This window comes from Blastococcus sp. SYSU DS0828 (assembly GCF_054050975.1).
The window spans coordinates 34,157-60,127 of record NZ_JBJHAK010000015.1; the positions used below are offsets into that span (position 1 = coordinate 34,157).

Annotated in this window: 28 protein-coding genes; 12 read left to right on the forward strand and 16 right to left on the reverse strand. The window is 75.6% G+C overall.

The window, feature by feature from the left end; genetic code table 11:
• Positions 1–122: 122 nt before the first annotated feature.
• The 3 genes from ACI79Q_RS13120 to ACI79Q_RS13130 all read right to left on the reverse strand — a co-directional run bounded on the left by ACI79Q_RS13120 (position 123) and on the right by ACI79Q_RS13130 (position 3,668).
• Positions 123–1,628, reverse strand: coding sequence for a hypothetical protein (locus tag ACI79Q_RS13120; protein WP_456614821.1), 1,506 nt, complete (start codon positions 1,626–1,628; stop codon positions 123–125).
• Between the two features lie 71 nt (positions 1,629–1,699).
• The gene (locus ACI79Q_RS13125; RefSeq protein ID WP_456614822.1) at positions 1,700–2,473 is read right to left on the reverse strand and encodes a DUF3152 domain-containing protein; all 774 of its coding nucleotides are present in this window, start codon (positions 2,471–2,473) and stop codon (positions 1,700–1,702) included.
• A 148-nt stretch (positions 2,474–2,621) separates the two neighbouring features.
• The gene (locus ACI79Q_RS13130) at positions 2,622–3,668 is read right to left on the reverse strand and encodes an alpha/beta fold hydrolase (RefSeq protein ID WP_456614823.1); all 1,047 of its coding nucleotides are present in this window, start codon (positions 3,666–3,668) and stop codon (positions 2,622–2,624) included.
• A gap of 71 nt (positions 3,669–3,739) precedes the next feature.
• Here ACI79Q_RS13130 and ACI79Q_RS13135 point away from each other — a divergent pair, with 71 nt between their 5' ends.
• Both ACI79Q_RS13135 and ACI79Q_RS13140 read left to right on the forward strand, forming a co-directional pair.
• Positions 3,740–4,384 carry a TetR/AcrR family transcriptional regulator gene (locus tag ACI79Q_RS13135; RefSeq protein ID WP_456589902.1) on the forward strand — a complete coding sequence of 215 codons (645 nt, stop codon included), beginning with the start codon at positions 3,740–3,742 and terminating at the stop codon, positions 4,382–4,384.
• A gap of 101 nt (positions 4,385–4,485) precedes the next feature.
• Positions 4,486–4,728 carry a DUF3107 domain-containing protein gene (locus tag ACI79Q_RS13140; RefSeq protein WP_346619940.1) on the forward strand — a complete coding sequence of 81 codons (243 nt, stop codon included), beginning with the start codon at positions 4,486–4,488 and terminating at the stop codon, positions 4,726–4,728.
• 186 nt (positions 4,729–4,914) lie between these two features.
• Here the strand turns inward: ACI79Q_RS13140 and ACI79Q_RS13145 are convergent, their stop codons facing one another.
• Positions 4,915–5,565, reverse strand: coding sequence for a ferritin-like fold-containing protein (locus tag ACI79Q_RS13145; RefSeq protein WP_456589903.1), 651 nt, complete (start codon positions 5,563–5,565; stop codon positions 4,915–4,917).
• A gap of 317 nt (positions 5,566–5,882) precedes the next feature.
• Between ACI79Q_RS13145 and ACI79Q_RS13150 the strand changes: the two genes are divergently transcribed.
• Genes ACI79Q_RS13150 through ACI79Q_RS13165 form a run of 4 tightly spaced genes read left to right on the forward strand, consistent with a single transcriptional unit; the run spans position 5,883 to position 10,621 of the window.
• On the forward strand, positions 5,883–7,580 hold the full coding sequence (locus ACI79Q_RS13150) for a DEAD/DEAH box helicase (RefSeq protein WP_456614824.1): 1,698 nt from the start codon (positions 5,883–5,885) through the stop codon (positions 7,578–7,580).
• The gene (locus ACI79Q_RS13155) at positions 7,580–8,779 is read left to right on the forward strand and encodes an outer membrane protein assembly factor BamB family protein (protein ID WP_456614825.1); all 1,200 of its coding nucleotides are present in this window, start codon (positions 7,580–7,582) and stop codon (positions 8,777–8,779) included. The genes ACI79Q_RS13150 and ACI79Q_RS13155 overlap by 1 nt, the downstream gene beginning before the upstream one ends.
• A gap of 49 nt (positions 8,780–8,828) precedes the next feature.
• A complete protein-coding gene (locus ACI79Q_RS13160; RefSeq protein ID WP_456597106.1) occupies positions 8,829–9,749 on the forward strand; it encodes an alpha/beta fold hydrolase in 921 nt (306 codons plus the stop codon).
• A complete protein-coding gene (locus tag ACI79Q_RS13165; RefSeq protein ID WP_456589907.1) occupies positions 9,746–10,621 on the forward strand; it encodes an oxygenase MpaB family protein in 876 nt (291 codons plus the stop codon). The genes ACI79Q_RS13160 and ACI79Q_RS13165 overlap by 4 nt, the downstream gene beginning before the upstream one ends.
• A gap of 66 nt (positions 10,622–10,687) precedes the next feature.
• Here ACI79Q_RS13165 and ACI79Q_RS13170 read toward each other — a convergent pair whose 3' ends face one another.
• From ACI79Q_RS13170 to ACI79Q_RS13190, 5 genes are all read right to left on the reverse strand, one after another.
• A complete protein-coding gene (locus ACI79Q_RS13170) occupies positions 10,688–11,551 on the reverse strand; it encodes a RecB family exonuclease (RefSeq protein ID WP_456589908.1) in 864 nt (287 codons plus the stop codon).
• A gap of 37 nt (positions 11,552–11,588) precedes the next feature.
• Positions 11,589–12,446 (reverse strand): PHP domain-containing protein, encoded by an 858-nt coding sequence (locus tag ACI79Q_RS13175; protein ID WP_456589909.1) that lies wholly within the window; start codon positions 12,444–12,446, stop codon positions 11,589–11,591.
• A gap of 50 nt (positions 12,447–12,496) precedes the next feature.
• Positions 12,497–13,132, reverse strand: a complete 636-nt coding sequence (locus ACI79Q_RS13180) for a PH domain-containing protein (protein ID WP_456599924.1) — start codon at positions 13,130–13,132, stop codon at positions 12,497–12,499.
• Positions 13,133–13,136: 4 nt separating this feature from the next.
• Positions 13,137–13,295, reverse strand: a complete 159-nt coding sequence (locus ACI79Q_RS13185) for a hypothetical protein (RefSeq protein ID WP_456589911.1) — start codon at positions 13,293–13,295, stop codon at positions 13,137–13,139.
• Positions 13,296–13,457: 162 nt separating this feature from the next.
• Positions 13,458–14,081, reverse strand: coding sequence for a DUF6758 family protein (locus ACI79Q_RS13190; protein WP_456589912.1), 624 nt, complete (start codon positions 14,079–14,081; stop codon positions 13,458–13,460).
• Positions 14,082–14,163: 82 nt separating this feature from the next.
• Between ACI79Q_RS13190 and ACI79Q_RS13195 the strand changes: the two genes are divergently transcribed.
• On the forward strand, positions 14,164–14,580 hold the full coding sequence (locus ACI79Q_RS13195; protein WP_456589913.1) for an NUDIX hydrolase: 417 nt from the start codon (positions 14,164–14,166) through the stop codon (positions 14,578–14,580).
• 23 nt (positions 14,581–14,603) lie between these two features.
• Here ACI79Q_RS13195 and ACI79Q_RS13200 read toward each other — a convergent pair whose 3' ends face one another.
• From ACI79Q_RS13200 to ACI79Q_RS13220, 5 genes are all read right to left on the reverse strand, one after another.
• Complete coding sequence (locus ACI79Q_RS13200) at positions 14,604–15,113, reverse strand: MaoC family dehydratase (protein WP_113798727.1); 510 nt, start codon at positions 15,111–15,113, stop codon at positions 14,604–14,606.
• Between the two features lie 92 nt (positions 15,114–15,205).
• On the reverse strand, positions 15,206–15,718 hold the full coding sequence (locus ACI79Q_RS13205; protein ID WP_456589914.1) for a DUF6912 family protein: 513 nt from the start codon (positions 15,716–15,718) through the stop codon (positions 15,206–15,208).
• 56 nt (positions 15,719–15,774) lie between these two features.
• A complete protein-coding gene (locus ACI79Q_RS13210) occupies positions 15,775–17,154 on the reverse strand; it encodes a WS/DGAT/MGAT family O-acyltransferase (RefSeq protein WP_456589915.1) in 1,380 nt (459 codons plus the stop codon).
• Positions 17,155–17,216: 62 nt separating this feature from the next.
• Entirely contained in the window at positions 17,217–18,512 is a 1,296-nt protein-coding gene (locus ACI79Q_RS13215; protein WP_456589916.1) for an AAA family ATPase, read from the reverse strand.
• Entirely contained in the window at positions 18,512–19,336 is an 825-nt protein-coding gene (locus ACI79Q_RS13220; RefSeq protein ID WP_456599926.1) for an SAF domain-containing protein, read from the reverse strand. Before ACI79Q_RS13220 ends, ACI79Q_RS13215 begins: the two co-directional genes overlap by 1 nt.
• A gap of 201 nt (positions 19,337–19,537) precedes the next feature.
• Between ACI79Q_RS13220 and ACI79Q_RS13225 the strand changes: the two genes are divergently transcribed.
• Entirely contained in the window at positions 19,538–19,792 is a 255-nt protein-coding gene (locus ACI79Q_RS13225; protein ID WP_456599927.1) for a helix-turn-helix domain-containing protein, read from the forward strand.
• Between the two features lie 4 nt (positions 19,793–19,796).
• Here the strand turns inward: ACI79Q_RS13225 and ACI79Q_RS13230 are convergent, their stop codons facing one another.
• Positions 19,797–20,366 carry a hypothetical protein gene (locus tag ACI79Q_RS13230; protein ID WP_456599928.1) on the reverse strand — a complete coding sequence of 190 codons (570 nt, stop codon included), beginning with the start codon at positions 20,364–20,366 and terminating at the stop codon, positions 19,797–19,799.
• Between the two features lie 96 nt (positions 20,367–20,462).
• Here ACI79Q_RS13230 and ACI79Q_RS13235 point away from each other — a divergent pair, with 96 nt between their 5' ends.
• Both ACI79Q_RS13235 and ACI79Q_RS13240 read left to right on the forward strand, forming a co-directional pair.
• Entirely contained in the window at positions 20,463–21,191 is a 729-nt protein-coding gene (locus tag ACI79Q_RS13235) for a LysM peptidoglycan-binding domain-containing protein (protein WP_456599929.1), read from the forward strand.
• A 40-nt stretch (positions 21,192–21,231) separates the two neighbouring features.
• Positions 21,232–21,774, forward strand: a complete 543-nt coding sequence (locus tag ACI79Q_RS13240; protein WP_456614826.1) for an Rv3235 family protein — start codon at positions 21,232–21,234, stop codon at positions 21,772–21,774.
• 86 nt (positions 21,775–21,860) lie between these two features.
• Here ACI79Q_RS13240 and secA read toward each other — a convergent pair whose 3' ends face one another.
• Positions 21,861–24,893 (reverse strand): preprotein translocase subunit SecA, encoded by a 3,033-nt coding sequence (secA, locus tag ACI79Q_RS13245; RefSeq protein WP_456613633.1) that lies wholly within the window; start codon positions 24,891–24,893, stop codon positions 21,861–21,863.
• Between the two features lie 83 nt (positions 24,894–24,976).
• Here secA and ACI79Q_RS13250 point away from each other — a divergent pair, with 83 nt between their 5' ends.
• Positions 24,977–25,369, forward strand: coding sequence for a pyridoxamine 5'-phosphate oxidase family protein (locus ACI79Q_RS13250; RefSeq protein WP_456589923.1), 393 nt, complete (start codon positions 24,977–24,979; stop codon positions 25,367–25,369).
• A 10-nt stretch (positions 25,370–25,379) separates the two neighbouring features.
• Positions 25,380–25,937, forward strand: a complete 558-nt coding sequence (locus ACI79Q_RS13255; RefSeq protein ID WP_456589924.1) for a GNAT family N-acetyltransferase — start codon at positions 25,380–25,382, stop codon at positions 25,935–25,937.
• Positions 25,938–25,971: the final 34 nt, after the last annotated feature.

The following is a 25,971-nucleotide window of genomic DNA, read 5'->3' on the forward strand; positions in this document are numbered from 1 at the left end:
GGCCGGTAGTCGTTGGCGACAACAGCGTGGCACGCGCCCCTAATCCCACCGACCCCGGAGGTCCCTGCCGACGCACCCGGCCGGTCGGCACCGGGGCCCGGCCCGGGCGCGGCGGACCGCGATCAGCGGCGCGTGCGGACCCGCTGCGCCGCTCCGCGGCCCGCGGCGAGGGCGACGCCGAGGCGATCGCGGAGGGGATCGGGCAGCCGCCGGGCGGCGGCCCGGGCCGCCGCCGCCAGCGACGTCCGAGCCGACGGCGGGTGCGCGATGTGCACCACGAGGTCCCCGTGGGTGCCGTACCCCAGCACCGGCTCGTGCCAGGAGGTGCCGTCGAAGGTGACCATCCACCACGGCCCGGAGTGGTCGCCCACCGGGACCACCATGGGGTGGGGGATGTTCGAGCCGTAGGGCGCCCGCAACGCCCCGATCCGCCGGAGGCCGAGGTCGTACACCGGGTACGCCGCGGCATCCCGGTCGCTGGCCAGCACGTACCAGGAGCGCCCGAGCCGCTGCAGGATCGTGCCCTCCGCCTGCTCGAGTGCGTCGTCGGACCCGACCCGCTCCAGGCCCGTGACGGGCTCGGCGGCGGTCGTGGTGGCCAGCGCCGGGCGGAAGACGTAGCGCGGGGGCCCGAACGACGGGCACTCGGTGAAGGCCAGGTACCAGCGGTCACCCACACGGGCCAGCGAGGGATCCCAGGCGCTGACCTCGGTGGGCAGGGCCAACCGTTCGGTGCGGAGCACGTGCACCCCCCGGAGCAGGTCGGTGCCGGTGACGGTTGCATGCCGGACGTGGACGCCACGCTCGGGTGTGTGGTCGCCCCACGAGGAGACGAACACCAGGTACCGGTCGGACTCCTCCTCCCACACGATGGCGCCGGCGTGGTCACCGAGGAGCAGACCGTCCCGCTCGGAGAACACCGCGCCCACCTGGGTCAGCCGGGAGGGGTCGGCGAGGTCGAGGGTCCACACCCCCCAGTGCGCGTGCTCGAAGAAGCCCAGTCCCGCGTTGGTGGCGGTGAGGTAGAGCTGCCCGTCGCGTACGACCGGGCGGCCGTCGGGGCGCCGGACCACCTGGGGATCCCGGAGCCCCACGGCCCCGGAGTAACCGGCGGCCAGCCGGGCCAGCACCGTCCCCTCCGGGCCGCGGACCCCTGCGGCGTACTCCAGCGCGCCCAGCACCTGCGGGTCCCGGAGGTCGGTCGTGCGGACGATCTCGTCGCGCAGGCTGAGCACGGGACGCCAGCCGTCGTCGGCGGCCACCAGCACGGTCACCCGGTTCTCGTTGACCACGCAGGCCAGCCGGAAGGGGGCGGCCAGCGTCACCGGCGCCGTCCCGACCACGACCGGCCCGTCGGGTCCCTCGACCTCCAGCACGACCGCGCCGTCGGCGTCGCGGTACCCGGCGAGCACGCCCCCGGGGCCGGCGAGCCCGCACACCACCGTTCCGCCGTCAGCCATCCGCGCGACGTCCAGGACGACGGCGCAGAAGGGCGCCCGCGGCCCCGGCCCCAGCCTCATAAGCGTCCCGGCCGGCGCATCGAGCCCGTCGGTCAGGTCGTGCTCGACCAGCGGCGACAACGGCTCGTCCGGGCGGTGCCGCACCTGCTCCTCGAACGTCCGCAGCATCGGGTCGTGCGCCCACCGACTCGGCCACCGAGGGACCGGCCGGCTCGCCCCCCGGCCACGTGCACCCGGCGTCACGGGAAGGGCCAGGCGTTCGGGACGCACCCCTGCAGCCCGAGGGTCTGCTGCTGCATCACCGGGGCGAGCTGCCCGGGCCCGGGGCACTGCACGTGCCCGTTCCCGAGCACGTGCCCGACCTCGTGGTTGACCACGTACCGCCGGTAGGTGGCGATGTCGCCCCCGTAGTGCGGGACGGCGGTCGCCCACCGGGCGAGGTTGATCACCGCGCGGTCGCCGTACCGGCAGGAGGTGTAACCGCCGGTGCCCACGCCCGGGCAGTAGGTCTCCATGCTGCCGGGGCTGACCAGGCTCACCCGGAAGTCGAACGCCGCGCCCTCGCCCACCCGCTGGAAGGAGTAGCGCCCACCGTTGCCCCAGGACCGCGGGTCGCCGAGCGTCTCCGTGACGGCGTCCGCGAACGCCGCGCCGTCCACGCCGATGCCGTCCTCCACCTCGACGATGAACCGCTGCAGCGGGCCGGTGCCGTACACCTCCGAGCCGCCGCCGACCAGCGAGACGCTGCCCGCCCCCTGCTGCACGTACTCCTCCGCAACCGCTTCCGGCGGGGCGGTCTCCGACGGGCCGGCATCCCCCTCGGCGGGGGCCACCGGCTCGGCCGGTGGGGAGGGCGCCGGGGCGGAGGTCTCGACCGCCGGGGCCGAGGTGGCCACCGCGGCGGGGGCGGCGGGCGTCGCGCCCGGAGGGTGCAGCGCGAGGTCGACGAGGACGGCGACCGTGGCGAGCGCCAGGAAGGGGATCGCGTAGGCCCGCCAGCCGTGGCGCCGCACGAACCGGCGCAGCCGACCCCGGGGGCCGGCGGTCGGCCGCGGCCGACCGCGGGCGGGGGGCGGGCCGGGACGGGCCACGGGTCGGCCGTCGGTCAGACGTCCTCCCACCGGTCGCCTCCCCGCTCGCTCGCTCCGTCCCCCGGTGCGTTCAGCGTCTCACGCTGCGTGGCGCGTCGGCGACAGCCGGCGGGTCCGCCACGCCCGGCCCCGTGGTTCGGCCCTCCACCATCCCGAGCACCGCCCGCGCCGTCGGCTCCGCGGCCTCCAGCATGGCCACGTGCCCGACGTCGTCGAGGAGCAGGAGCCGACCGTCCGGCACGGTCGCGGCCAGGCGCGGCGCGAGGGCGGGATCGACCAGCCGGTCGCGCCCGCCCCAGATCACCAGGACCGGCATCCGCAGCCCCCGGGCCGTCCGCCAGGCGTTGGCCGGGCCGAGCCTCAGGTAGGAGGTGATCAGCCCGCGCATGCTCCGGGCCAAGGCCCGGTCCGCCCAGGGCTGCTGGGCCCGTTCGTGCATCTCCTGGACCGCCTGCTCCACGCGCTCGGGCGGCACGGCATGCGGGTTCCCGAAGCACATCCGCACCATCGACCGGACGCTCTCCTCCGGGGAGACGGCGGCCAGCCGGCGCTCCGCGAGGGTCGGCACGCCGGGGACGAGCAGGAGCAGCAGCGCCCGGCTGAACGCCGACGGCACCCGGTAGACGGGCATGGCCGGGGAGACCAGCGTCAGCGTCGCCACGAGGTCGGGGCGCAGCGCGGCGACGAGCAGGCTCACCAGGCCGCCGAGGGAGTTGCCCACCAGGTGCACCGGATCCCCGGCGCCCGCGCCCGGCTGGGCCGCGACGTGCTTGAGGACGTCGACGACGGCGCGCACGTGGCTGCGGATGGAGTACCGCCCGCGCGCCGGGGGCCGTGACCGGCCGAACCCGGGCAGGTCCACCGCCCAGCCGTCGAACCGCACCGCGAGCAGGGCCGCGAGGTCGGTCCAGTTCGTGGAGGCGCCGCCCAGACCGTGGACGTACAGCGCACGCTCCCGGGGCGCGCCCGCCGGCGGCCCGTCCCCGACGGGACCCCGCCACGGCGTGCGCCGCACGAACACCGCCCCGCCGCGTACCGGCACCTCCTCGCCCGGCCACGGCGGCACCGCGACCTCCAGCGCCGGTAGCGGGGTGGTGGAGAGCGGGGCCTCGGACATCACCGGCGACGGTAACGCTGAGTGCCGTCTGTCGATCACTCCGGCAGCCCGCCGGTACCATCCCCCTCGCCATGCAGCCCTCACGCCCCGCCGCGGCCAACCGGCGCACGTCCCGACTGCCGCGCGGCGCGCGCCGTCTCCAGCTGCTGCGCGCGGCCCAGGAGGTCTTCGTCGCCCACGGCTTCCACGCGGCGGCCATGGACGACATCGCCGTCCGGGCCGGAGTCAGCAAGCCGGTGCTCTACCAGCACTTCCCGGGCAAGCGGGAGCTCTACCTGGCGCTGCTGGAGGAGCACGTCTCCGAGCTGGCCGACCGCGTGGGCGAGGCGATGGGCCGCACCGCCGACAACCGGGCCCGGGTCGACGCCGCCGTCGGCGCCTACTTCGACTTCATCGACGCCGACGGCGAGGCCTTCCGCCTGGTCTTCGAGTCCGACCTGCGCAACGACGACGACGTCCGCGCCGTCGTCGACCGCGGTACGGCGGTGTGCGTCGAGGCCATCGCGGGCGTCATCGCCGCCGACACCGGAGCCGACCCGGAGCGTGCGCTGCTGCTGGCCTCGGGGCTGTCGGGGCTGGCCGAGAGCAGCGCCCGCTGGTGGCTACCGCGGAAGGGCACCGTCTCCCGCGACGAGGCGGTCTCGCTGATGTCCGCGCTGGCCTGGCGGGGCATCTCCGGCTTCCCCCGCGTCGACGGCGAGCCGGCCCAGGGCTGAGCGGCGGCGTTCGCTGACGGCGCACGGGTTCGGACGGTGCCCGCGACGACGGCTGGACTAGCGTTGGCCTCAGTCGCGCGAACCGAGGAGGCATCGCCCACGTGGAAGTCAAGATCGGCGTCCAGCACTCGCCCCGGGAGCTGGTCATCGACAGCCCCAAGACCCCTGATGAGATCGCGGCCGAGGTGGCCAAGGCCATGTCGGGCTCGACGAAGGACGGCCTGCTCACCCTGGTCGACGAGCGGGGGCGCCAGGTCCTGGTCCCCGTCGACCGGATCGCCTACGTGGAGATTGCGCAGGCCGACCAGCGCCGCGTGGGCTTCATCGCCGGCACCGGCAGCTGACCGCAGCCGGCCACGAGCAGCACCTGAGCGAAGGGGGCGTCCCCGCTGCGGCGGAGCCGCCCCCTTCTGCATGGTCGTGCCGAGTGGGGCCCGGAGGGTCCCGCGCAGGCCCGACGGACGCGCTCGGCGCACCAGGGGGACGGCACGTGGCCGCGGTGTCGGCCGGAGGCCGACGATGTCATCGCCTCAGGGGTTCAGGCCGAGGGTCTTCATCCGGGCCGTGTGCGCGCTGGTGATGCGCTCGATGAGCCGGCCGATCCCCGACAGGTCGCCGGTGCCGGAGACGATCAGCTCGGCGAGCGGGTCGTGCTCGGCGATCACCGCCTGCGACCGGGTCATGGCCTCCCCCACCAGGCGGCGGCCCCACAGCGCCAGCCGGCCGGCGACCGCGCGGTCGGCGGCGATCGCCGCGCGCACCTCGCGGACGGCGAAGTCCGCGTAGCCGGTGTCGGCGAGCACGTCGAGCACCAGCCCCCGGTCGGGCTCGGGCAGGAAGCCGGCGATCTCGCGGTAGAAGTCGGCGGCCAGCCCGTCGCCGACGTAGGCCTTCACCAGCCCCTCGAGCCACGTGCTGGGCCGGGTGCTCTCGTGGAAGGTGTCCAGCGCCGAGACGAACGGCGCCATCGCCGTCGCGGGGTCGACGCCCAGCTCCTCCAGCCGCGCGGTGAGCCGGAAGTGGTGCGCGATCTCGGCGGCGGCCATCCGGGCGAGCGCAGCCCGGCCGGTGAGCGACGGCGCCATCCGGGCATCCTCGGCCAGCCGGTCGAACGCGGTCAGCTCGGCGTAGGCGAGCACCCCCAGCAGGTCGGCGACCGCCGTGTTCTGGACCGGTGGCACGGCAACTCCTGGGCTCGGCAGCGGTGGCGCCGCGTGCCCCGGAGGGGTGACGCACCCGACACCGGGCAGCGCGGCGCCGAGAGGCTAACCGGTGCTCGCGCTAGCATGGGAATCGGCGAGCCTCCGGGCGCGCTCGAACATCTGTGCGCTGACGATCGCTGGACGACGCCCCCCGGGCTGTCTCCCGGGCCGTGGCGAGGCCCGGTTCCGCTGGCCGCGTCGGCGCAGGAACCGATCCCGCGACAACCGACCCGGGACGGGCGCGAGGCGGCGACACCGCTGCCGCAGCCGGTCCCCAGCAGACCAGAGGCGAGAGTTTGACCTCCACCGAGAAGACCTCCACCGAGACCACCGCCCCCGAGCTGGAGCACGCCGAGACCGGCGCGCCCGCTCCCGAGGAGCTCGCGCAGACCGTCGAGGAGCTCGGCGGCGCCCCCGTCGCCGCCGACAGCCCGCTGTTCAGCGACTTCGACGTGCACCCCGACATCGTCGCCGCACTGGCCGACGTGGGCATCCACCGCACCTTCGCCATCCAGGAGCTCACCCTCCCGCTGGCGCTCGCCGGCAACGACCTCATCGGCCAGGCGCGCACCGGCACCGGCAAGACCCTGGGCTTCGGCGTCCCGCTCCTGCAGCGCGTCGTCCCGCCGGCCGAGGGCGGTGACGGGGTGCCGCAGGCACTGGTCGTCGTCCCCACTCGCGAGCTGTGCGTGCAGGTCGCCCGCGACCTGGGCGCCGCCGGCGCCAAGCGCGGCATCCGCGTGGAGGCGATCTACGGCGGCCGCGCCTTCGAGCCGCAGATCGAGTCGCTCCGCAAGGGTGTCGAGGTCGTCGTCGGCACGCCGGGGCGACTGCTCGACCTGGCCCAGCGGGGCGACCTGATCCTGGGCAAGGTCAAGGCGCTCGTCCTCGACGAGGCCGACGAGATGCTCGACCTCGGCTTCCTGCCCGACATCGAGCGGATCCTCGCGATGGTTCCGGAGAAGCGGCAGACGATGCTCTTCTCGGCCACGATGCCCGGCCCGATCGTGACCCTGTCGCGGACCTTCATGACGCAGCCGACGCACATCCGCGCTCACGGCAACGACGAGGGCTCGACGGTTCCGCAGACCACCCAGTTCATCTACCGGGCGCACAACCTGGACAAGCCCGAACTGCTCTCCCGCGTGCTGCAGGCCCGCGACCGCGGCCTGGTCATGGTCTTCTGCCGCACCAAGCGCACCGCGCAGAAGGTCGCCGACGAGCTCGTCGACCGCGGCTTCGCCGCCGCGGCCGTGCACGGCGATCTGGGTCAGGGCGCCCGGGAGCAGGCGCTGCGGGCCTTCCGCAGCGGCAAGGTGGACGTGCTGGTGGCCACGGACGTCGCCGCCCGCGGCATCGACGTCACCGGCGTCAGCCACGTCGTGAACTACCAGTGCCCGGAGGACGAGAAGACCTACGTGCACCGCATCGGCCGCACCGGCCGCGCGGGGTCGACCGGTGTCGCGGTCACCCTGGTCGACTGGGACGACATCCCCCGGTGGCAGCTGATCAACAAGGCGCTGGACCTGGACTTCGCCGACCCACCGGAGACCTACTCGACCTCCCCGTGGGTCTACACCGACCTCGACGTCCCCGAGGGCGCCAAGGGCCGGCTGCCGCGCTCGCAGCGGACCCGTGAGGGGCTGGACGCGGAGGTGCTCGAGGACCTCGGCGAGACCGGCAAGCGGAACCGCCCCGCGGGTCGCGGCGACTCGCGCGGCCCGGCGCAGCGCCAGGAGCCCGGCGACGAGCAGTCCGCGGGCAGCGGCAAGAGCCGTCCGCGGCGGCGGACCCGCCGCAGCGGGGAGACGGCGGCCGCTGCCGACGGCCCGGCGGCAGAGGGCGCCGCACCGGCCGGAACGACCCCGGCGGCCTCCGCCGAGGGTGGGAGCGCCAGGCCGCGCCGCCGGCGCCGGCGTGGCGGTGCCGGACGCGGCGGCTCGGGCGCGGGTGGCGCCGGCGCGGAGAGTTCGGGCGCCGGCTCCGAGGGCTGATGACGGAGCACCTCCCGGGGGCCCACGCCTCGCACGCTCGGCGCGGACCCCTGGCGGGTGGCCGGTCCACCACCGTCGGCGCGCCGCCGCTGCGGGTGTGGGTCTGGACGGCGGCCACGGTCGCACTGGTCGTCGTCGCCGCGCTGCTGTGGCGGGGCTCGGACGCGGCCGCCACGTCGAGCAGCACCGCGCCCGCGGCCGATCCCCCTGCGGGGGCGCCGGCCGACACCGTCGCCGAGGCGTGGTCCACCGAGGGCGACCCCGTGCCCGGGGACGTCGTCGAGGAGGGGCGCGTGCTGGTCGGCTCGCCGCAAGGGGTGCGCGGGCTGGACCCGGCGACCGGCGAGGAGGCCTGGCACTACACGCGGGCCAACGCCCGGCTCTGCGGGCTCACGGCGACCGACGGCGTCGCGGTGGCGGTCTTCCGGACCGAGGACCGGTGCGACGAGGCGGTCGCCCTGGACGCCGGCACCGGCGTCCGCGCATGGACCCGGAACGTCGACTTCCGCGCGGACGCGACCCTCTCCTCCACCGACCGCATCGTGCTGGCCCGCAGCCCCACCGGGATCGTCACGCTCGACCCCACCGCCGGCGGCATCCGCTGGCGGTACGCCCCTCCGGAGGGCTGCCGGTTGCTGCGGTCCGCGGCCGGCGACGCAGGCGTGGCGGTGCTGCAGCAGTGCGCCGGCTCCGACACCGCGCAGCTCGAGCTGCTGGACGGGTTCGACGGCGCCCCGCACTGGACCCGCGACCTGCCGGGATCCGACGGTGGGACCACCGAGCTGGTGGGCGCGGACCAGCTCGTCACGGTGCGCCTGGGCGACGAGGTTCAGCTGCTCTCCGCCGCCGACGGCTCGCTGCTCGCCACCCTGGCCGCCGGCCCCGGGTCCGCGGTGCGGGCGTCGGCCACCGACACCGCGGTGCTGGTCTCCGCCGGGGGCACGCTCACCGCGCTCGACCCGGAGTCCGCCCGACCGTTGTGGACGGCTCCCGCCACCGGTGTACCCGGGGAGGCGACCGCGGACGGCACCACGACGCTGCCCGTCCCGACGTCCGACGGGATCGTCCACCTCGACCCCGGCACCGGCGACGAGCTGGGCCGGTCGGGAGCGAGCGACCTGCCCGAGGGTGCGGTGGCCACCGTCGTCGGCCCTGCGGTCGTCCTCGCGCTGCCCGGCGAGGTCCGCGTCTACCGCTGAGGCCGCCCCGCCCCGGCGCGCCCGCTGCGTTCGGGGTTCACTGGGGGCCATGGTCCTGCCCGGCGGCCCCGATGCCCGACCCGTGTCCCTCGCCATCGCGCCCGACGACCTCCGCCAGCTCGCGCGGCACGACGCGGTCGCGCGCACCTTTCCCGGTGGCGCCGGGCCGCTCGCCGCCCTGGACACCGGGGGAAGCGCCGCCCGCGGCACCGTGCTGATGGTGGCCGGCTACACGGGCAGCAAGGAGGACTTCGCCCCGCTGCTGAGCCCGCTCGCCGCCACCGGGTACCGGGTGGTCGCGCTGGACCAGCGGGGGCAGTACGAGTCACCGGGCCCCGACGAGCCAGCCCAGTACTCGGTGGCGGCCCTCGGCGCCGACGTCGTCGCGGTGGCGCAGGTGCTGCGGGAGGAGTCCGGTGCGCCCCTCCACCTGGTGGGGCACAGCTTCGGAGGGCTGGTCACCCGGGCCGCGGTCCTCGCCGAACCGGGCCTGTTCACCACCTTCACGCTGCTCGGGTCGGGGCCCTCCCGGCTCACCGGACGCCGCGCCGAGCTGCTGGACCACCTCGGCCCCCTGCTGGACGCCGGAGGCGTGCCGCTGGTCCACGAGACGCTGGAGCAGCTGGCGATGACCGATCCCAAGGCGCAGGCCGTACCGGCGCCGACCCGGGAGTTCTACTCGCGCCGCTTCCTGCGCAACTCCGCCGCCGGGCTGCGGGGCATGGCCGACGCCATGCTGGCCGAACCCGACCGGGTGGCCGAGCTGAAGGAGGCCGGTGTGCCGGTCCTGGTGGCGCACGGGGAGGCCGACGACGCCTGGCTGCCGCACGTGCAGGCCGACATGGCCCGCCGGCTGGGCGCCCGGCACGAGGTGATCGACAACGCGATCCACTCCCCCGCCGTCGAGAACCCGCCGCGCACCCTCGAGGTGCTCTGCGACTTCTGGTCGAGCGCCGAGGAGCGGTCGTGAGCCGGCTGGCACCGCTGCCCTCGCCCGACGACTGGACCGAGGAGGAGGACCGGCTGGGCTTCTTCGGCCCGGGGAGCGTGACCTGGCGGATCCACGGCGACCCCGCATACCACGTCGGCGCGATGGGGGCGCTGATGCTCCAGGCCCTGCACCCGGTGGCCATGGACGGCGTCGCGCGCAACTCCGCCGGCTTCAAGGACGACTGGTGGATGCGCATGACCCGCACCGGCCAGTACATGGAGACGGTCGTCTTCGGGCGGCGGACCGAGGCGCGCCGGATGGCCGCCCGGGTGCGGGGCTACCACCGGAAGCTCTCCGGCGTCGAGGAGACGACCGGCCGCGCCTACCGGGTCGACGACCCGGACCTGCTCCTGTGGGTGCACGCCTGCGCCGTCGCGTCGATCCTGACGACGGCCCGCCGGGCGGGGGTGGCGCTGACGGACGACGAGGCCGACCGCTACGTGGACGAGCAGGTGACCTTCGCGCACCTCGTGGGGGTGCCGCTGGCGACGGTGCCGAGGTCGGTGGCCGAGCTCGACGCGTACTTCGAGGGCATGCGGCCCTCGCTGGCGGCCACCCCGGCGGCCGTGAAGGGTGTCCGGGACCTCTTCCTGCCGCCGATGCCCGGGTGGCTGCAGGTGCTGACGCCGGCGAGGCCGGTGTGGGGCACCCTGGCGGCGCTCTGCTTCGCGCTGCTGCCCGCCTGGGCCCGGAGGATGTACTCCCTGCCGGGGCTGGCGCTGACCGACGCCGCGGCGACCGCCGGGCTCCGGGCGTTCCGGACCGCGTTCCTGGCGCTGCCCGATCGGGCGTACCGGTCACCGATCGTGCGCGCCGGGCTCGTCCGCGCGCCCGTGGCGCCGGCCGCCTGAGAGAGGACCACGCTGCCCCCCACCCCTTGCGAGCTCGGGGCGGGACCCTGCAGCGTGGCCGTTCCATCAGGTGGCCGCGTCGTCCTCGGGGAGGAAGCTCCACGGCTCCCGGGCCGGGCCGGCGGCCTGCCCCGCCGGGCAGCTGGGCCGGAAGTCGCACCACCCGCACTGCTTGCCCGGGACCGCCGGGAAGGCGGCGTCGGGGTCCTGCCCGGCGGCCACCGCCTCGCTCGCCGCCTGGATGTCGATGGCGACGTCCTCGGCCCGCCGGGCGTGGTTGGCCAGCGACCGCTCGGTGTGCTCGAAGGCGGCCACCGTGCCGGAGGGCACGTGGTGCAGCTCGACCCGGGTGCACGGCCGGCGGAGCGTGCGGCGGACGGCGAGGACGTAGAGCGCCAGCGCCTGGGAGCCGCGCGCCTCGTCATCGGTGCTCGGTGCACGGCCGGTCTTGTAGTCGACGACGACGAGCTCCTCGCCGCGTTCGTCGATGCGGTCCACCCGGCCCGAGAGCGTCATCCGCTCGGTCATCGTGCTGACGGTCCGCTCCCGGGCGCGGGGCTCCTCGGTCGGGTCGACGCCGGCGAGGTAGTCGGTGAGCCAGCCGGCCGCCCGGGCCCGCCAGCGGTCGGACTGCTCGTCGTCGCGGAACCCCGCGGGGCTCCAGGCCGCGACGAGCAGTTGCCGCGCGGCCCCGGGCGTGCGGCGCTCGACAGGCAGGTCCCACCACGAGGAGAGCACCTGGTGCAGCGCCGTGCCGACGGTGTGGTGGGCGAACCGCGGGCCGCGCGGCGGGCTCGGCCGGTCCACGTTGGCGAACCGGTAGCGCCGTGGACAGTCGGAGAAGTCGGCAAGCGACTTCGGGCTCGCGCGCAGCAGCCGCCGGGGCATGCCGGGCAGGACGCCCTGCCCGCCGTCCGTGGGGTTGCGCATACCGGTCACGGTAGCCGCGGGGGGCGACGCTTCCGGATCAGTCGCGCCACGGCGCGGTGCCGGTGCCCGCCGCCAGCAGCCGCTCGAACTGCGCCGGGTCCGTCGTGCACGCGCCGAGCGGCGTCGCCTTGTTGGTGCCGTGGTGGTCGCTGGAGCCGGTGGCGATCAGGTCGAGCTCGGCGGCCAGCCCGCGCAGGTGGGCGCGCTGCTCGGCGGTGTGGTCGGGGTGGTCGACCTCCAGGCCGAGCAGCCCGGCTGCGGCCATGGCGGCGATCGCGTCGTCCCCGACCACCCGGCCGCGCGCGGTGGCCAGCCCGTGGGCGAACACCGGCACGCCGCCGGCCGCCCGCACGAGGGCGATCCCCTCGCGGACGTCGGTGTCGGCCTTGCTGACGTAGTACGGGCTGCGGTGGTGCAGCAGCCCGGCGAACGCCTCCGCGACGGTGCCGACGACGCCGGCACGGATCAGCGCCTGCGCCACGTGCGGCCGGCCGATCACCCCGCCGCCGGCGTGCGCGACGATCTCCGCCCAGACCACCGGGTACCCGTCGGCGGCCAGCGCCGCCACGATCCGCTCGGCGCGACCGAGGCGCTCGTCCCGCAGCCGGGCCCGCTCCGCCGCGAACACCGGGTGCAGCGGGTCGAACAGGTAGCCGAGCAGGTGCACGCTGATCGGCGGCTGGTCGGAGGGGAACCAGCGGCAGGACATCTCCATGCCGGGGACGACGGTCAGCCCGGCCGGACGGCCCTCCACCGCCGCAGCCCAGCCGGCCGTCGTGTCGTGGTCGGTGAGCGCCACGACGTCGAGGCCCGCGGCCCGCGCGGCGGCCAGCAGCGCGGCGGGGTCGTCGGTCCCGTCGGACACCGAGGAGTGGGTGTGCAGGTCGATCCGCATCACCGGTCAGCCTGCCGCACGCGGGCATGCACCACCCGGGGAGCGGCCGGTCACGGCTCTCGCGGCGGGAGCGGCGGGATGGGTTCGGTGTCCCGCCGTCCGCCGGTGGCGACCGGCCCGGCCGGTGCCGGCGACTCGGGGTTGCCCTCGTCGTCCCCGGCGCCGGCGCTGCCCCAGTCGCTGCCGAACAGCAGGCCGCTGACCTCGCGGTAGAGGTCGCCGGCGCGCGGCAGGAAGGTGATCTCCGACAGCCCCTGCTGCTGCCCGGCGGACTCGAACCGGAAGGTGCCGTAGCCCAGCAGCTGGCCGAAGAAGGTCTCCTTCCACGTCAGGTCGGTGATCCGGCGCAGCGGCAGCAGCGTGACGGTCCGGACGATCACGCCCGAGGTCAGCAGCACCCGCCGCCGGCTGACGATGAAGTGCCGCATCCACCACTCACCGACCCGCATCGCGTAGGTGGCCAACGCGACCAGGACCACGAGCATCCCGACGGTGCTGGTGACCCGGTTCTCCGGGTCCAGCACGAGCAGCCAGCCGCCGACGAACAGGACCGGCAGGAACTTGAGGGTGGGGACGACGAGCACCGCCCAGTGCCGGCGGGTGACCACCACCGCGTCCTCGTCGTCGAGCAGGTACTTCCGGACGTCCTTGGCGGCCCTGGTCGGGAGCCCGACAGGATCGGCCACCGGCTCAGACCAGGGAGCCGACGAACTGCGCGAGCGACGACGCCGCCTCGCCGAGCGCCTCGCCGGCGCTGCGGACGATCTCCGCCGAGGACTCCGGCGCCTGGATCACGTAGAAGAGCACGAAGGCGACGACCACCCAGGTGAGGACCTTCTTGAGGTTCACCGCCACCTCCGTGGTGTGGGACGAGGCAGCCCGGGCGTCCGGGCCGGCAGGAGGGTCCGCCGGGTGCGGCGGACGCGTTCGTCCCATGAGTAACACAGGCCCCACGGCGCACCGCACCGACGCGCCGGTCACGAGCGGCCCGGTCGGTTCCGCGACCGGGGATCAGCGGCCGGGCAGCAGGTGCTCCCCCACCGGCCCCAGCGGCAGGTCGGGGTAGATCCGTTCCCGCAGGTCGAGCAGCCGCAGCTCCTCGACCAGCAGCCAGGCGGCGCTCATCGGCCACATCACCAGCCACAGCCAGACCCCGTAGGCCTCCCCCACGAACGCCGCACGGTCCTGGCTCGTCGGCACCGCCCACAGCGGGGCGTGCTGGCCGGCGGCCTCGACGTCGACCGAGCTCGGCCCGGAGATCACGTCCCCCGGGTCGAGCCCCGGGAGACCGGCGTAGCCGCAGCCGACGCCGGTACCGGGTTCCTCGGCCACCAGCACGAGCTCGGCGGCGCCCCCGAGCGGGGCCGGTCCGGCACAGTCGACGACGATCGCCCGGGCGCCCGGCTCACCACCCCAGGCCAGCCCGGTCACCGCCCAGCCCGGGGGCACCGGGTCCGGCACCCACGCCGGCACCCGCGCGTCGGCGGTGACGGCGGCGATCGCGTCGTGGGCGACCAGGGCGGTGTGGTGCAGCGGCGTGACCGCGCCGTGCCGGTGGCACCAGGCGTGCGCCTCGGATCCGGGGCGGACGGCCACTGGCTCACCGCAGCGCGGGCAGACCGGTGACGCACTCATCGGGGAACACGGTCGCGGGAGCGGCCCCGATCGTCAAGCGCAGCGGTGCGGGGCCGCGGCCGGCGTGCGTAGCCTCCCGGGTGTGACCGCCGCCGAGCCTCCCGCGGTGCCGTGCGTCGGCGCCGTCGTGCACGACGCGGAGCGCCGCCTGCTGCTGGTGCGCCGGGGCAACGAGCCGGGGCGGGGCCTGTGGTCGCTCCCCGGTGGCCGGGTCGAGCCGGGCGAGACCGTCGGCCAGGCCGTCGAGCGGGAGGTCCGCGAGGAGACCGGGCTGCGGGTCCGCGCGGGGGCGGAGGTGGGCCGGATCCGCATCGACGGCGGTGCGGTCGTCTACGACGTCGTCGACCTCGCGTGCGCCCTGCTGGAGCCCGGGGCGCAGCCGGTCGCCGGGGACGACGCGCTCGACGTCGTCTTCGCGGACGCGGCGACGATCGCCGCCCTGCGGTGCACGCCGCGACTCGTGGAGACCCTGCAGGAGTGGGGCGTGCTGCCGGGCTGACCCGACCGCACGCCCCGCCGTCGTCAGCCGCGGGGGGTGGGCTCCGGGCGGCCGGGCTGCTCGCCGCCGCGGGCCTCCCCGTACGAGCGCTTGGGCACCATGACCTTGCGCCGGAAGATGCAGACGACGGTGCCGTCCTGCTTGTAGCCGATGGTCTCCACGTACACCACGCCGCGGTCGTCCTTCGACTTCGACGGCGTCTTGTCCAGCACCGTCGTCTCGCCGTAGATCGTGTCGCCGTGGAAGGTCGGGGCGACGTGCCGCAGCGACTCGATCTCCAGGTTGGCGATCGCCTTGCCCGAGACGTCGGGCACGCTCATGCCGAGCAGCAGCGAGTAGATGTAGTTCCCGACGACGACGTTCTTGCCGAAGTCGGTGGTCTTCTCCGCGTAGTTCACGTCCATGTGCAGCGGGTGGTGGTTCATCGTCAGCAGGCAGAACAGGTGGTCGTCGTACTCGGTGACGGTCTTCCCGGGCCAGTGCTTGTAGACGGCCCCGACCTCGAACTCCTCGTAGTACCGACCGAACTGCATCTCGCTGGCTCCCGACGTCGACGCTGACAGACGGCTGGTGATCCTACGGACGCGGCACGGGCCGGCACCCGCCGGCGCCCGGGCCCCGGGCGTCAGAGCAGTTCCAGGACCGGTCCGAGCTCCTGCCTGGCGTACCAGCCGAGCTCGTGCCCCTCGGCCTGGTCGACGACGAACTGCGCGTCCTCGCTGCCGAGGTCGGCCTCCAGGACCACGCCCACCGCCCGGCGGACGTCCTCCTCGGCCTCGGCGTCGTCGATGTGCGCGCTCACGACCTCGGGCAGCCGCACCTCGTGGGCCAGCCGGGCCGCGCCGCGCTCCACGTGCGGGTCGTCCATCGGGGTCACCGCGTCGTCGGGCACGTCGGCGGCGAGCACGACCCGGCGGCGGGCGGCCAGGGGGTCGAGGTCGAGCAGCCGCAGGCTCGCCCGCGCCGCGGCCAGGAGCGCGGCGTACTCCAGCTCCTCGGTGTCGGCCTCCGCGTCGCTGAGCGCGTAGAACTCGCGCAGCTGCGGGGTGACCGCGAAGACGGTCTGCGGAGCGGGCAGGTGCCCCTCCTCGACCAGGGTGCGGAGCACGTTCGTCGTCGCCGGCAGGTACACGCGCACCCGGCTGACCCCCTTCGTCGGTGGAAGGACGACCGTAGCCGCCGCCGGACGGCGGGTCAGGACGAGGTCTCGACCAGCCCGGCGACCTCCTGCTCGATGAGGTCGGCGAGCACGTCGACGTCACCCATGCTGTCCCGGTCGGCGTTGAGGCCGAAGAACACCGTGCCGTCGTAGGAGGTCATGCCGATCGACAGCCCCTGCCCGCGGGCCAGCGGCACCACCGGGAACACCTCCAGCACCCGGCCACCGGCGGCGTACAGCGGCACCTGGGGGCCCGGCACGTTGGTCACCACGAGGTTGAACAGCCGCCGGGAGAGCCCCCGGGCCGCCCGGGCGCCCAGCGCGTGCAGCGTCGACGGGGCGAACCCGCTGAGCGCGATCAGGCTGTCCGCCCCGACCGACTGCCCGTGCTGGGTGAGCCCGCGCATGGCGTAGGTGAGCCGGGCGAGCCGGACCCTCGGGTTGGGCTCCCCCACCGGCAGGTCCACCAGGTGGGAGGTGACCTGGTTGCCCGCGGAGCCGTCCTCGTCCTGCACCGACACCGGCACCAGGGCCCGCACCGAGGTGCCGCCGACGAGCGGCTCACCGCGCGAGAGCAGCCACTCCCGGAGGGCGCCGGCGACGACGGTCAGCAGCACGTCGTTCACCGTGCCGCCGTGCGCCTTCCGCACCCGCTTCAGGTCGTCGAGGTCGGCGCACGCCACCGCGACCCGACGTTGCCGCCCGATCGGGGCGTTGAGCGGACTGTGCGGCGCCGGGAGGATCGCCGAGCGGGCCGTGCGGAGCAGGCCGCCGGTCACCCCGCCGATCCGCACGGCGGTGGCGCGCGCGTCGGTCGCCGCGGAGCGCGCCAGCCCGACCAGCGACGACGGGCGCTGCCGGTAGTCCTCGAGGGCCGACCACACGAGCTCGACGCCTGAGGGCGGCCGGCGGGGTCGCCACTCCGCCGCTTCCGGTGCCGGCGCGTCCGGCGAGACGTCGAGCAGGACCTGCCCGATGTCGACGGCGCTGAGCCCGTCCACGAGCGCGGGGTGCGTCTTGGTCACCACCGCCACCCGGTTTCCACCGAGGCCCTCGACGAGGTACGCCTCCCACAGCGGGCGCCGCCGGTCCAGCGGGCGGGACATCAGCCGGGACACCAGGTCGAGCAGCTGCTGCTCCGTGCCCGGCCGCGGCAGCCCCGACCGGCGCAGGTGGTAGGTGATGTCGAAGTCGGGGTCGTCGACCCACACGGGGTTGGCCAGGTGCCCCGGCACCTCGGCGACCCGCTGCCGGTACCGCGGCACCAGGGACAGCCGCGCCTCGACCAGCGCGGCGAGCGCGTCGAGGCCACCGGGAGGCGTCTCGAGGATCAGCACCCCGCCGACGTGCATGGGGACGCCCGGCTCCTCCAGGTAGAGGAACGAGGCCTCCAGGGTGCCCAACCGCTCGACCATCGTGCTCCTCCCGACGGGGCCCTCACGCTACGACGGCGACGCGGTTCCGGACAGCCCGGCGCTCAGCCCGCCCGCCGACCGCGCACCGCCCCGCGTCGGCCGGCCACGGGGACGGGGACCCCCGCGAGCTGGGCGGCCAGGGCGCGCAGCTCCGTGCGCAGCGCCGAGCCCGCCGCCGCCTCGGCCAGGGTGCGGCCGGCCGCGAGCGCCGCATCGGTCGCGCGCCGGTCGGCCGGGAGGAAGAACCGGGGCCGCCGGCCGGTGAAGCGCTCCAGGGCCTCCCCGATCTCCCGGCGCGGCTCACCCGGGACCGGTCCGCGGCGCAGCTGGTTCACGACCAGCAGCGGCTCGACGTCGGGCAGCACGTCGCGCAGCTGCTCCAGCGCCCGCACGCACCGCTGGAGGGCGACGGGGTCGGCCCCGGTCACGCACAGCACCGTGTCCGCGTGCTCCAGGACGGCCAGCGTGGCGCCGTTCCGGCGCGGCGCCGCGGTGTCGAAGGAGAGCTCCTCGTCGTCCTCCACGGCGAAGGCGCAGTCGACGACGGTCAGCCGCGCGAGGAGGCGCGCCTGCTCGAGGACCGCGGTGACCGCGGCCGGCCGGAGCTCCGGCCAGCGGTCGGCGCGGGCCAGGCCGGTGAGCACGCGCAGGTGGGGGCGGACCGCCCACGCCAGCGCGGCCAGCGCCGCGCCGTCCAGTGATCCGAGGCCGGCCTGCCGGGCCGCGCCGGCGAGCCCGGGCGACTCGTCGAGGAGCCCGAGGACCTGCGCCACCACCCCGCCGTGGACGTCGGCGTCCACGAGCAGGGTGGGCACGTCCAGCCGAGCGGACTCGTCGGCCACGCCGACCGCGACCGTCGTCCGGCCGGGGGCCCCGGTCGGTCCCCAGACCGCCACCACCCGGCCCCGTTCTCCCGGCGGCCGCGCCGGCTCGACGGGGGCACCGGGCCCGGGGAGCGCCGCGCGCAGGTCGGCGACGTCGTGGCCGGACGCCGGTACGCCCGTGACCGCCTCCCGCAGCGCCCGGGCGATCAGCTCCGGATCTGCATCGGCCGGCAGCACCTGGGCGACCCCGAGCCGGCGCAGCCGCTGCGCCGCGGCGTCGTCGCCGGGCTCCACCAACCCGACGACCGCGACGCCGGCCGCGTGCAACCGGGCCACCGTGTCGCCGTCGAGGCGGCGCAGCTCCGCCGACAGCAGGGCTGCCTGACCGGTGCCGGTGGCGGCGGCGGCCAGCAGGTCGGAGATGTCGACGCAGCGCCGGACGACGGTCACCCCGTGGTCGTCGCGGTCGAGGGCGCCGACGAGCTCGGACTCCCAGCCGGCCCCGGTCACGGCGGTGAAGACCTGCAGTGCCATCAGCCGGTCGGTCCCGCCGGTGCGGGTGCTCCCTCGGTGGCCACGGCCGGCCCCGGAGCAGGGCCGGGCGCGGACGACGGTGCGGGCGTGGCGCGCGCCGCGCTCGACGGCGCCGGGGTGCCGGTCCGCTGCACCGCGGTTGCCCCGGCCGGGTGGGCGACGACCACGAGCGGGCGCCCGGCGATGGCCGCCAGCACGTCGGCGGCGTCGTCGGCCGCGACGCTCACCACGACCTGCACCGTGGTGGTCGGCGTGGAGAGCACGCCCGAGGAGCTGCCCGACAGCGCCTGCACCGGCGCGGCGCCGACGACGAGGTCCACGCTGCCGACGGCCGGCCCGGTGGCCCCGGCCGCCGGGTCGGCGACGGCGTACACGTCGACCAGCTGCCCCCGGCGCAGGCCCGGCGGCACGTAGCCGGCCTGGACCGGGAGCGCCAGCTGCACCAGGTCCGACGGCTCCTCGAGGGCCGAGCGGGGCAGGAGCTCCCCGGCCCGGACCCCGCGGGCGAGGGTGCTGCCGTCCGGGCGGGTGCTGCCCGCCAGGTACCGGTCCGCGGCGTCGTCGAGCCGGACGTCGACCACCACGAGGTCGTCCGCGGTCAGCACCGTCCCGGCCGCGAGGTCGTCGGCGGCGCTCCAGACCGGCACGGTGGCGTCCGCTGCGCTGACCACCCGCGCGCCGAGCAGGACCGAGGCGAGGACGAGCAGCACCCCCAGCACCAGCCGGAGGTCCAGCCACCCCGGTGCCCGGACGCGCCGCGGGGTGGGCCCCGCCGGCAGCTCGGGGGCGTCGGGGACGGCGCCCGGGGTGCGCACGGCGGTCACACGACCTTCTCTCTGCCGGCAGGCCACCGGCCCGGTCGGGCGCGTCGACCCGCGGGTACGGGCCGATGGCGGCAATGGGGTGCCGATGATGCGGCACGCGTGCGTACTCGTGCATCCGCCGTCCACACGTTCGGGTGTGGACGGCCGCCACGGACCACCGGCACGGCTGACAGACTGGACGACGACCGGATGGAGACGCCGATGCCCACACCTCGCTTCCTGACCCTCGACGACGTCGCCGAGATCCTCAACGTCTCGTGGTCGCAGGCCTATGCGCTGGTGCGCCGCAAGGAGCTGATCGCCATCCAGATCGGCGGCCGCGGCCAGTGGCGCGTCGAGGTGGACGAGCTGGAGCGGTTCATCCAGCAGAAGTACGCCGAGGCCCGCGCGGGCACGGTGCCCGCCGAGCCGGCTCCGGGTGCCGGCGCGGAGGAGGCTGCCGACCAGCGGGCCTGACGCCTCAGTCCCAGCCCGGCACCAGGGTGCGCACCACGGCCACCGCGTCCACGACCACGGCCGACACCCGCCGCACCGCGTGCGGGCGACGCGGCTGGTCCGCCGCGTGCTCGGCCACCTCCAGGTAGTCGGCGCCCACCCGGTCGATCGTCCCGGTCAGCTGCGTGCCGTCGTCCAGCACGAGCTGGACGGCGCTCCGGTCCCGCGCGAGCCCGCGCAGCGCCCGCCGCAGGTCCAGCCGCACCCGCACCGGGCCCGCCTCCTCCGCCGGCGCGGTCCACCGGCCCAGCCCGTCGACGGCCCGCACCGCGGCGACCGCCACGAGCTGGTCGCGTGCCCGCTCGTCGGTGAGCAGCAGCCAGTCGCTCCCCCGGTCGGCGAGCACCCCCCGGACCCGTCCCGCGCCGCGGCAGGTCACCACGAGCTCCGCGCCGAGCGCGCCCCCGATGCGGTCGGCCAGCCGGACGGCGCCGATCTCCGCGCGGGCACGCGACGCCCACTCGGCCCGCTCCTCCGCCTCCTCCGCCGCCTCGAACTGCGCCTGCAGGTCGGCGAACAGCTGTTGCCACCGCATCTCCCACCTCCGCCGACAGCCTAGATCGTGCGGATACTTGCATTTGCTTGCGTTTGATTGCTTTAGTGATGCAACGTCAACACGGAGGAGGCGCGGATGTCGGCGCGACGACTGCTCGGCACGGGCCTCGGCATGGCCGCGATCGCCGTCCTGCTGGGGCTGCTGACACCAGCCGTCCCTGCCTCCCTCGCCGCGCTCGGCGCCGCGCAGCGCACGGCCGACACGGGGGGCGCCGACGTCCTCGTCCTCCACCTGGTGGGGCTGCTCGCCTGGGCGGTGTGGGGCTGGGGCGCGCTCGGCCTCGCGCTCACCGCGTGCTCGGCCCTGCCCGGCGCGGCCGGAGCCCTCGCCGACGGCGCACTCCGCGGGCTGCTCCCCCGATCCGCACGCCGGGCCGCCTCCCTCGCCCTGGGCGTCGGCCTGGGCATCGCCCCACCGCTGCTGGTGACCGCCGCGCCCGGGCTGCCGGCCGCGGCCGCGGCGGAGGAGGTCCCGGCCCGGCCCGGTCCGGGAGCGGGGAGCGCCGTCCCCGACTGGCCGGCCCCGGCACCGCCTGCCGCCCCGACGCCGGACGACGGTGCGCGGGCCGATGCGCCGCCCGACTGGCCGCCGGCCCCCTCCGCCGACGAGCACGTCGTCGTGCGCGGCGACTGCCTCTGGCGCATCGCCGGAGACCACCTGGCGCGCACCGCGGGGCGCGCGCCCGCCACCGCCCAGGTGGCCACCGCCGTGACGGCCTGGTGGCGCGCCAACGCCGAGGTGATCGGCCCCGACCCCGACCTGCTGCTGCCCGGCCAGGTGCTGCGCCCGCCCGCCCTGCCGTGACCCGCCCGTCCGCCACCGACCGCCACTCCCGGGAGCCCCGATGACCGCGCCGTCCCGCCACGCCCCGCCCACCGCACGCCCGGCCCTGCGCCTGACCGTCGTCCCCACACCGCAGCCGCCGGCCGACCCGTTGCCGGCTCTGCGGCTGGTGCACCCGGGACGGCCGCTCCCCCAACCCGTCCCACGCCCGGGCCCCCGGCCGAGCGTCGCGGCCCCCGCCGCCGCGCGCGACGAGTTCGGACCCGTCCTGACGGGGCGGGACGAACTCCCGCCGGTCGGCGCGGCGGCCCGGCGGCTGGTGACCACGGCGCTGGAGGCGCTGGCCGGACGGCGACCACTCGCCCAGGTTCGGCCCCTGGCCTCGCCCGGCGTCTACGCGGCGCTGTCGGCCGGCCGCCGCCCGCGGTGGTGCGCCGAGGGCAACGCGCCGGTGGTGATCGGCCGGGTGCGCGTCTGCGAGCCCGTGGACGGGGTCGCGGAGGTCAGCGCCGTCGCGCACCGGGGCGGCCGCGCGCACGCCGTGGCGGCTCGACTGGAGGGCATGGACGGCCACTGGCGCTGCACGGTGCTGCAGATCGGCTGAGCCCCGCGGGCCCCCGGACGCCACGACGCCCCGCCGACCGTGTGCCGGTCGGCGGGGCGTCGTGGCGTCCGGACGGGGTCCTTCTGCTAGTTGCCGGCCGCCCCGTGGCACTGCTTGTACTTCCGGCCCGACCCGCACGGGCAGGGCGCGTTGCGCGGGGTCTCCTTGGTGCCGGAGACCGTCGCCGTCTTGGCGGCCTTGGCCTTTCCACCCTCGGCCGGGGATGCGTCCAGGCTGGGCGCGGAGTAGGTGAGGTTCTCCGGCGCACGGCGCGGCTCGTCGAGACCCTTGACCGCCAGCACCGGCCCGGTGCCGGCCGTGGCCGCCTCCTCGGCTGCCTCGGCAGCCGGCGCGGGAGCTGCCGGAGCAGGGACCTCCGACGGGGGCGCCGGAGCAGGGGCATCCGCGACAGCGGCCGCCGGATCAGGGGCCTCCACCAGCGGGGCGTTCGGTGCCGCGGGCGCCGACGAGCGGCGCGCCGTCGCGGCCGCAGCGCCACCGGCGGCCGCCTTCGCCGCCGCGGCCTGCCGGGCCAGCAGCTTCGCCGTGCCGGCCTGGGCAGCCGCCAGCGCCTTGGCCTCCGCCTCGGCCTGCTTGGCCTTCGCCTCGGCCTCCTGCTCGTCCTTGGTCTTCACCTCGAGGTTGAACAGGAAGCCGACCGACTCCTCCTTGATGCCGTCGAGCATCGCCACGAACATGTCGTAGCCCTCGCGCTGGTACTCCACGACCGGGTCGCGGTTGGCCATCGCGCGCAGGTGGATGCCGGCCCGCAGGTAGTCCATCTCGTAGAGGTGCTCGCGCCACTTGCGGTCGAGCACGCTCAGCAGCACCCGCCGCTCCAGCTCGCGCATGACCTCCGCGCCGAGGGCGGTCTCCCGCTCCTCGTAGGCGCGGTGGACGTCGTCGAGCAGCGCGGCCTTGAGGTCCTCGGCGGAGAGGTCGGACTGCTCCCCGCCGGCCTTCTGCGCGACGAGCTCGTCGACGGTGACACCGACCGGGTACAGCGCCTTGAGACCGCTCCACAGCTGGTCGAGGTCCCAGTCCTCGGCGTACCCGGTCTCGGTGGCGCCGTCGACGTAGGCGGAGACCACGTCGTCGACCATCGACCGCACCTGCTCGTGCAGATCGGCCCCCTCGAGCACCTTGCGCCGCTCGTCGTAGATGACGGTGCGCTGGCGGTTGAGGACCTCGTCGTACTTGAGGACGTTCTTGCGGACCTCGAAGTTCTGCTGCTCGACCTGGGTCTGCGCCGAGAGGATCGCCCGGCTGACCATCTTCGACTCGATGGGCTGGTCGTCGGGCACCCGGAGGGTGTTCATCATCGACTCGAGCATCGGGCCGTTGAACCGGCGCATCAGGTCGTCACCCAGGGAGAGGTAGAACCGCGACTCCCCCGGGTCGCCCTGCCGGCCGGAACGCCCGCGCAGCTGGTTGTCGATCCGGCGGCTCTCGTGCCGCTCGGTGCCCAGGACGTACAGCCCGCCGGCCTCCGCGACCGCCTCGTGCTCGGCCTTCACCTGGGCCTTCGCCGCCTCGAGGGCCTCGTCCCAGGCGGCCTCGTACTCCTCAGGGGTCTCCGTCGGCGACAGCCCGCGGGCGCGCAGCGCCTCGTCGGCGATGAACTCGGCGTTGCCGCCGAGCTGGATGTCGGTACCACGCCCGGCCATGTTGGTGGCCACGGTCACCGCGCCCGGCCGCCCGGCCAGCGCGATGATCGACGCCTCCCGGGCGTGGTTCTTCGCGTTCAGCACCTCGTGCGGGATCCCGCGCCGGAGCAGGTACTTCGACAGCACCTCGGACTTCTCGACGCTGGCGGTGCCCACGAGCACCGGCTGGCCGGCCTCGTGCCGCTCGGCGATGTCGTCGACGACGGCGTCGAACTTCGCCTTCTCCGTCTTGTAGATGACGTCGGAGCGGTCCTGCCGCACCATCGGCCGGTTCGTGGGGATCGGGACGACCCCCAGCTTGTAGGTCTGGTGCAGCTCGGCGGCCTCGGTCTGGGCCGTGCCGGTCATGCCCGAGAGCTTCTCGTAGAGCCGGAAGTAGTTCTGCAGGGTGATCGTGGCGAGCGTCTGGTTCTCGTCCTTGATCTTCACCCGCTCCTTGGCCTCGATGGCCTGGTGCATGCCCTCGTTGTAGCGGCGCCCGGCCAGCACGCGGCCGGTGAACTCGTCGACGATGAGGACCTCGCCGTTGCTGACGATGTACTGCTGGTCCTTCTTGAACAGCTCCTTGGCCTTGAGGGCGTTGTTCAGGTAGCCGATCAGCGGGGTGTTGACGGCCTCGTAGAGATTGTCGATGCCGAGCTGGTCCTCGACGAACTCCACGCCCTCCTCGGTGACGGCGACGGTGCGCTTGTCCTCCTCCACCTCGTAGTGGACGTCGCGCTTCATCAGCGGCACGATCCGCGCGAACTCCTGGTACCACTTGCCGGCGGTCTCGGCGGGGCCGCTGATGATCAGCGGGGTGCGGGCTTCGTCGATGAGGATGGAGTCGACCTCGTCGACGATCGCGTAGTGGTGCCCGCGCTGCACCAGGTCGGCCTTGCTCCAAGCCATGTTGTCGCGCAGGTAGTCGAAGCCGAACTCGTTGTTCGTCCCGTAGGTGATGTCGCAGGCGTACAGCTCGCGCCGTTGCGCGGGGGTCTGGCCGGACAGGATGCTGCCGACCGACAGCCCCAGGAAGCGGTGCACGCGGCCCATCCACTCGGCGTCGCGCTTGGCCAGGTAGTCGTTGACCGTGACCACGTGGACGCCCTTGCCGGAGAGCGCGTTGAGGTAGGCGGGGAGGACCCCGGTGAGCGTCTTGCCCTCACCGGTGCGCATCTCGGCGATGTTGCCCAGGTGCAGCGCCGCACCGCCCATGAGCTGCACCCGGAAGTGCCGCTGCCCCAGGGTGCGGGTGGCCGCCTCGCGCACGACCGCGAACGCCTCGGGCAGCAGCGCGTCGAGGGACTCGCCGTCGGCGTGGCGCGCCTTGAACTCGTCGGTCTTCGCCCGGAGCTCCGCATCGGAGAGGTCGGTGTAGTCGTCGGCGAGCGACTCCACGGCGTCGGCGATTCTGCCGAGGCGTCGGACCAGCTTGCCCTCACCGGCACGGAGGATCTTCGAGAACAGCACGCCCCCAGCGTAGGCGGCCCGGCCGCGACTGCGGTCGCGGCGACCGCCCCGGGCACCACGCGTCCCATCCGTACGCTGCAGCGATGGCACGCGATCCGTCCGACCCCGGCCCCGGGCTGCTGGAGTTCCTCACCGAGCGGCACCTCGCGACGCTGACCACCCTGCGCCCCGACGGCAGCCCGCACGTGGTCCCCGTCGGCGTCACCTACGACGCGGCCACCCGGACCGCCCGGGTGATCACCTCCGGCACCTCCGTCAAGGCGCGGCACGTCCGTGACGGGCGGTCCCGGGTCGCCGTCTGCCAGGTCGACGGGCGCCGCTGGGCCACCCTGGAGGGCACCGCCGTGGTCCGCGACGACGCCGCGTCGGTGGCCGACGCGGTCGAGCGGTACGCGCGGCGGTACAAGCAGCCGCGGGAGAACCCGGCCCGGGTCGTCATCGAGATCTCGGTGGACCGCATCCTCGGCAACCAGTGAGGATCGGGCGGTGAGCCTCGATCTCTCCGCCGTCGACCTGCCCACCGAGACGCTGCGGACCGAGCGGCTCGTGCTGCGCCCGTTCCGGACCAGCGACACCGACGCGGTGCACCGGGCGTCCCAGGACGCGGACACCCAGCGCTGGATCCCGACGATTCCGGTGCCGTACACCCCCGCGGACGCCCGCCGCTTCGTCGAGGACGTGGCCATACGGGAGCGCAGCGAGGGCACCGGGCTGTCCGTCGTGATCGAGGCCGACGGGCGCCTGGCCGGAACCGGCGGGCTGCACTTCCGTCCTGGGCGGCTCGGCCCGGAGATCGGCTACACGGTCGCCCCCTGGGCGCGCGGCAACGGCTACGCCGCGGAGGCCGCGCACGCCCTCGCCGACTGGGCGCTGGGCCTCGGCGCCCCGCGGGTGCACCTGTTCGTCGACGTGGCGAACGCCGCGTCGCAGGTGGTGGCCCGGCGTGCCGGCTTCCGCCAGGAAGGTGTGGTGCGCGCCTGCCTGGACCAGCGCGACGGCACGTGGGCCGACGCCGTCCTCTTCGGCCGGCTCGCCGGCGACTGAGCGGGGCACGGCCGGCGGCCGTGCCCCGCTCAGG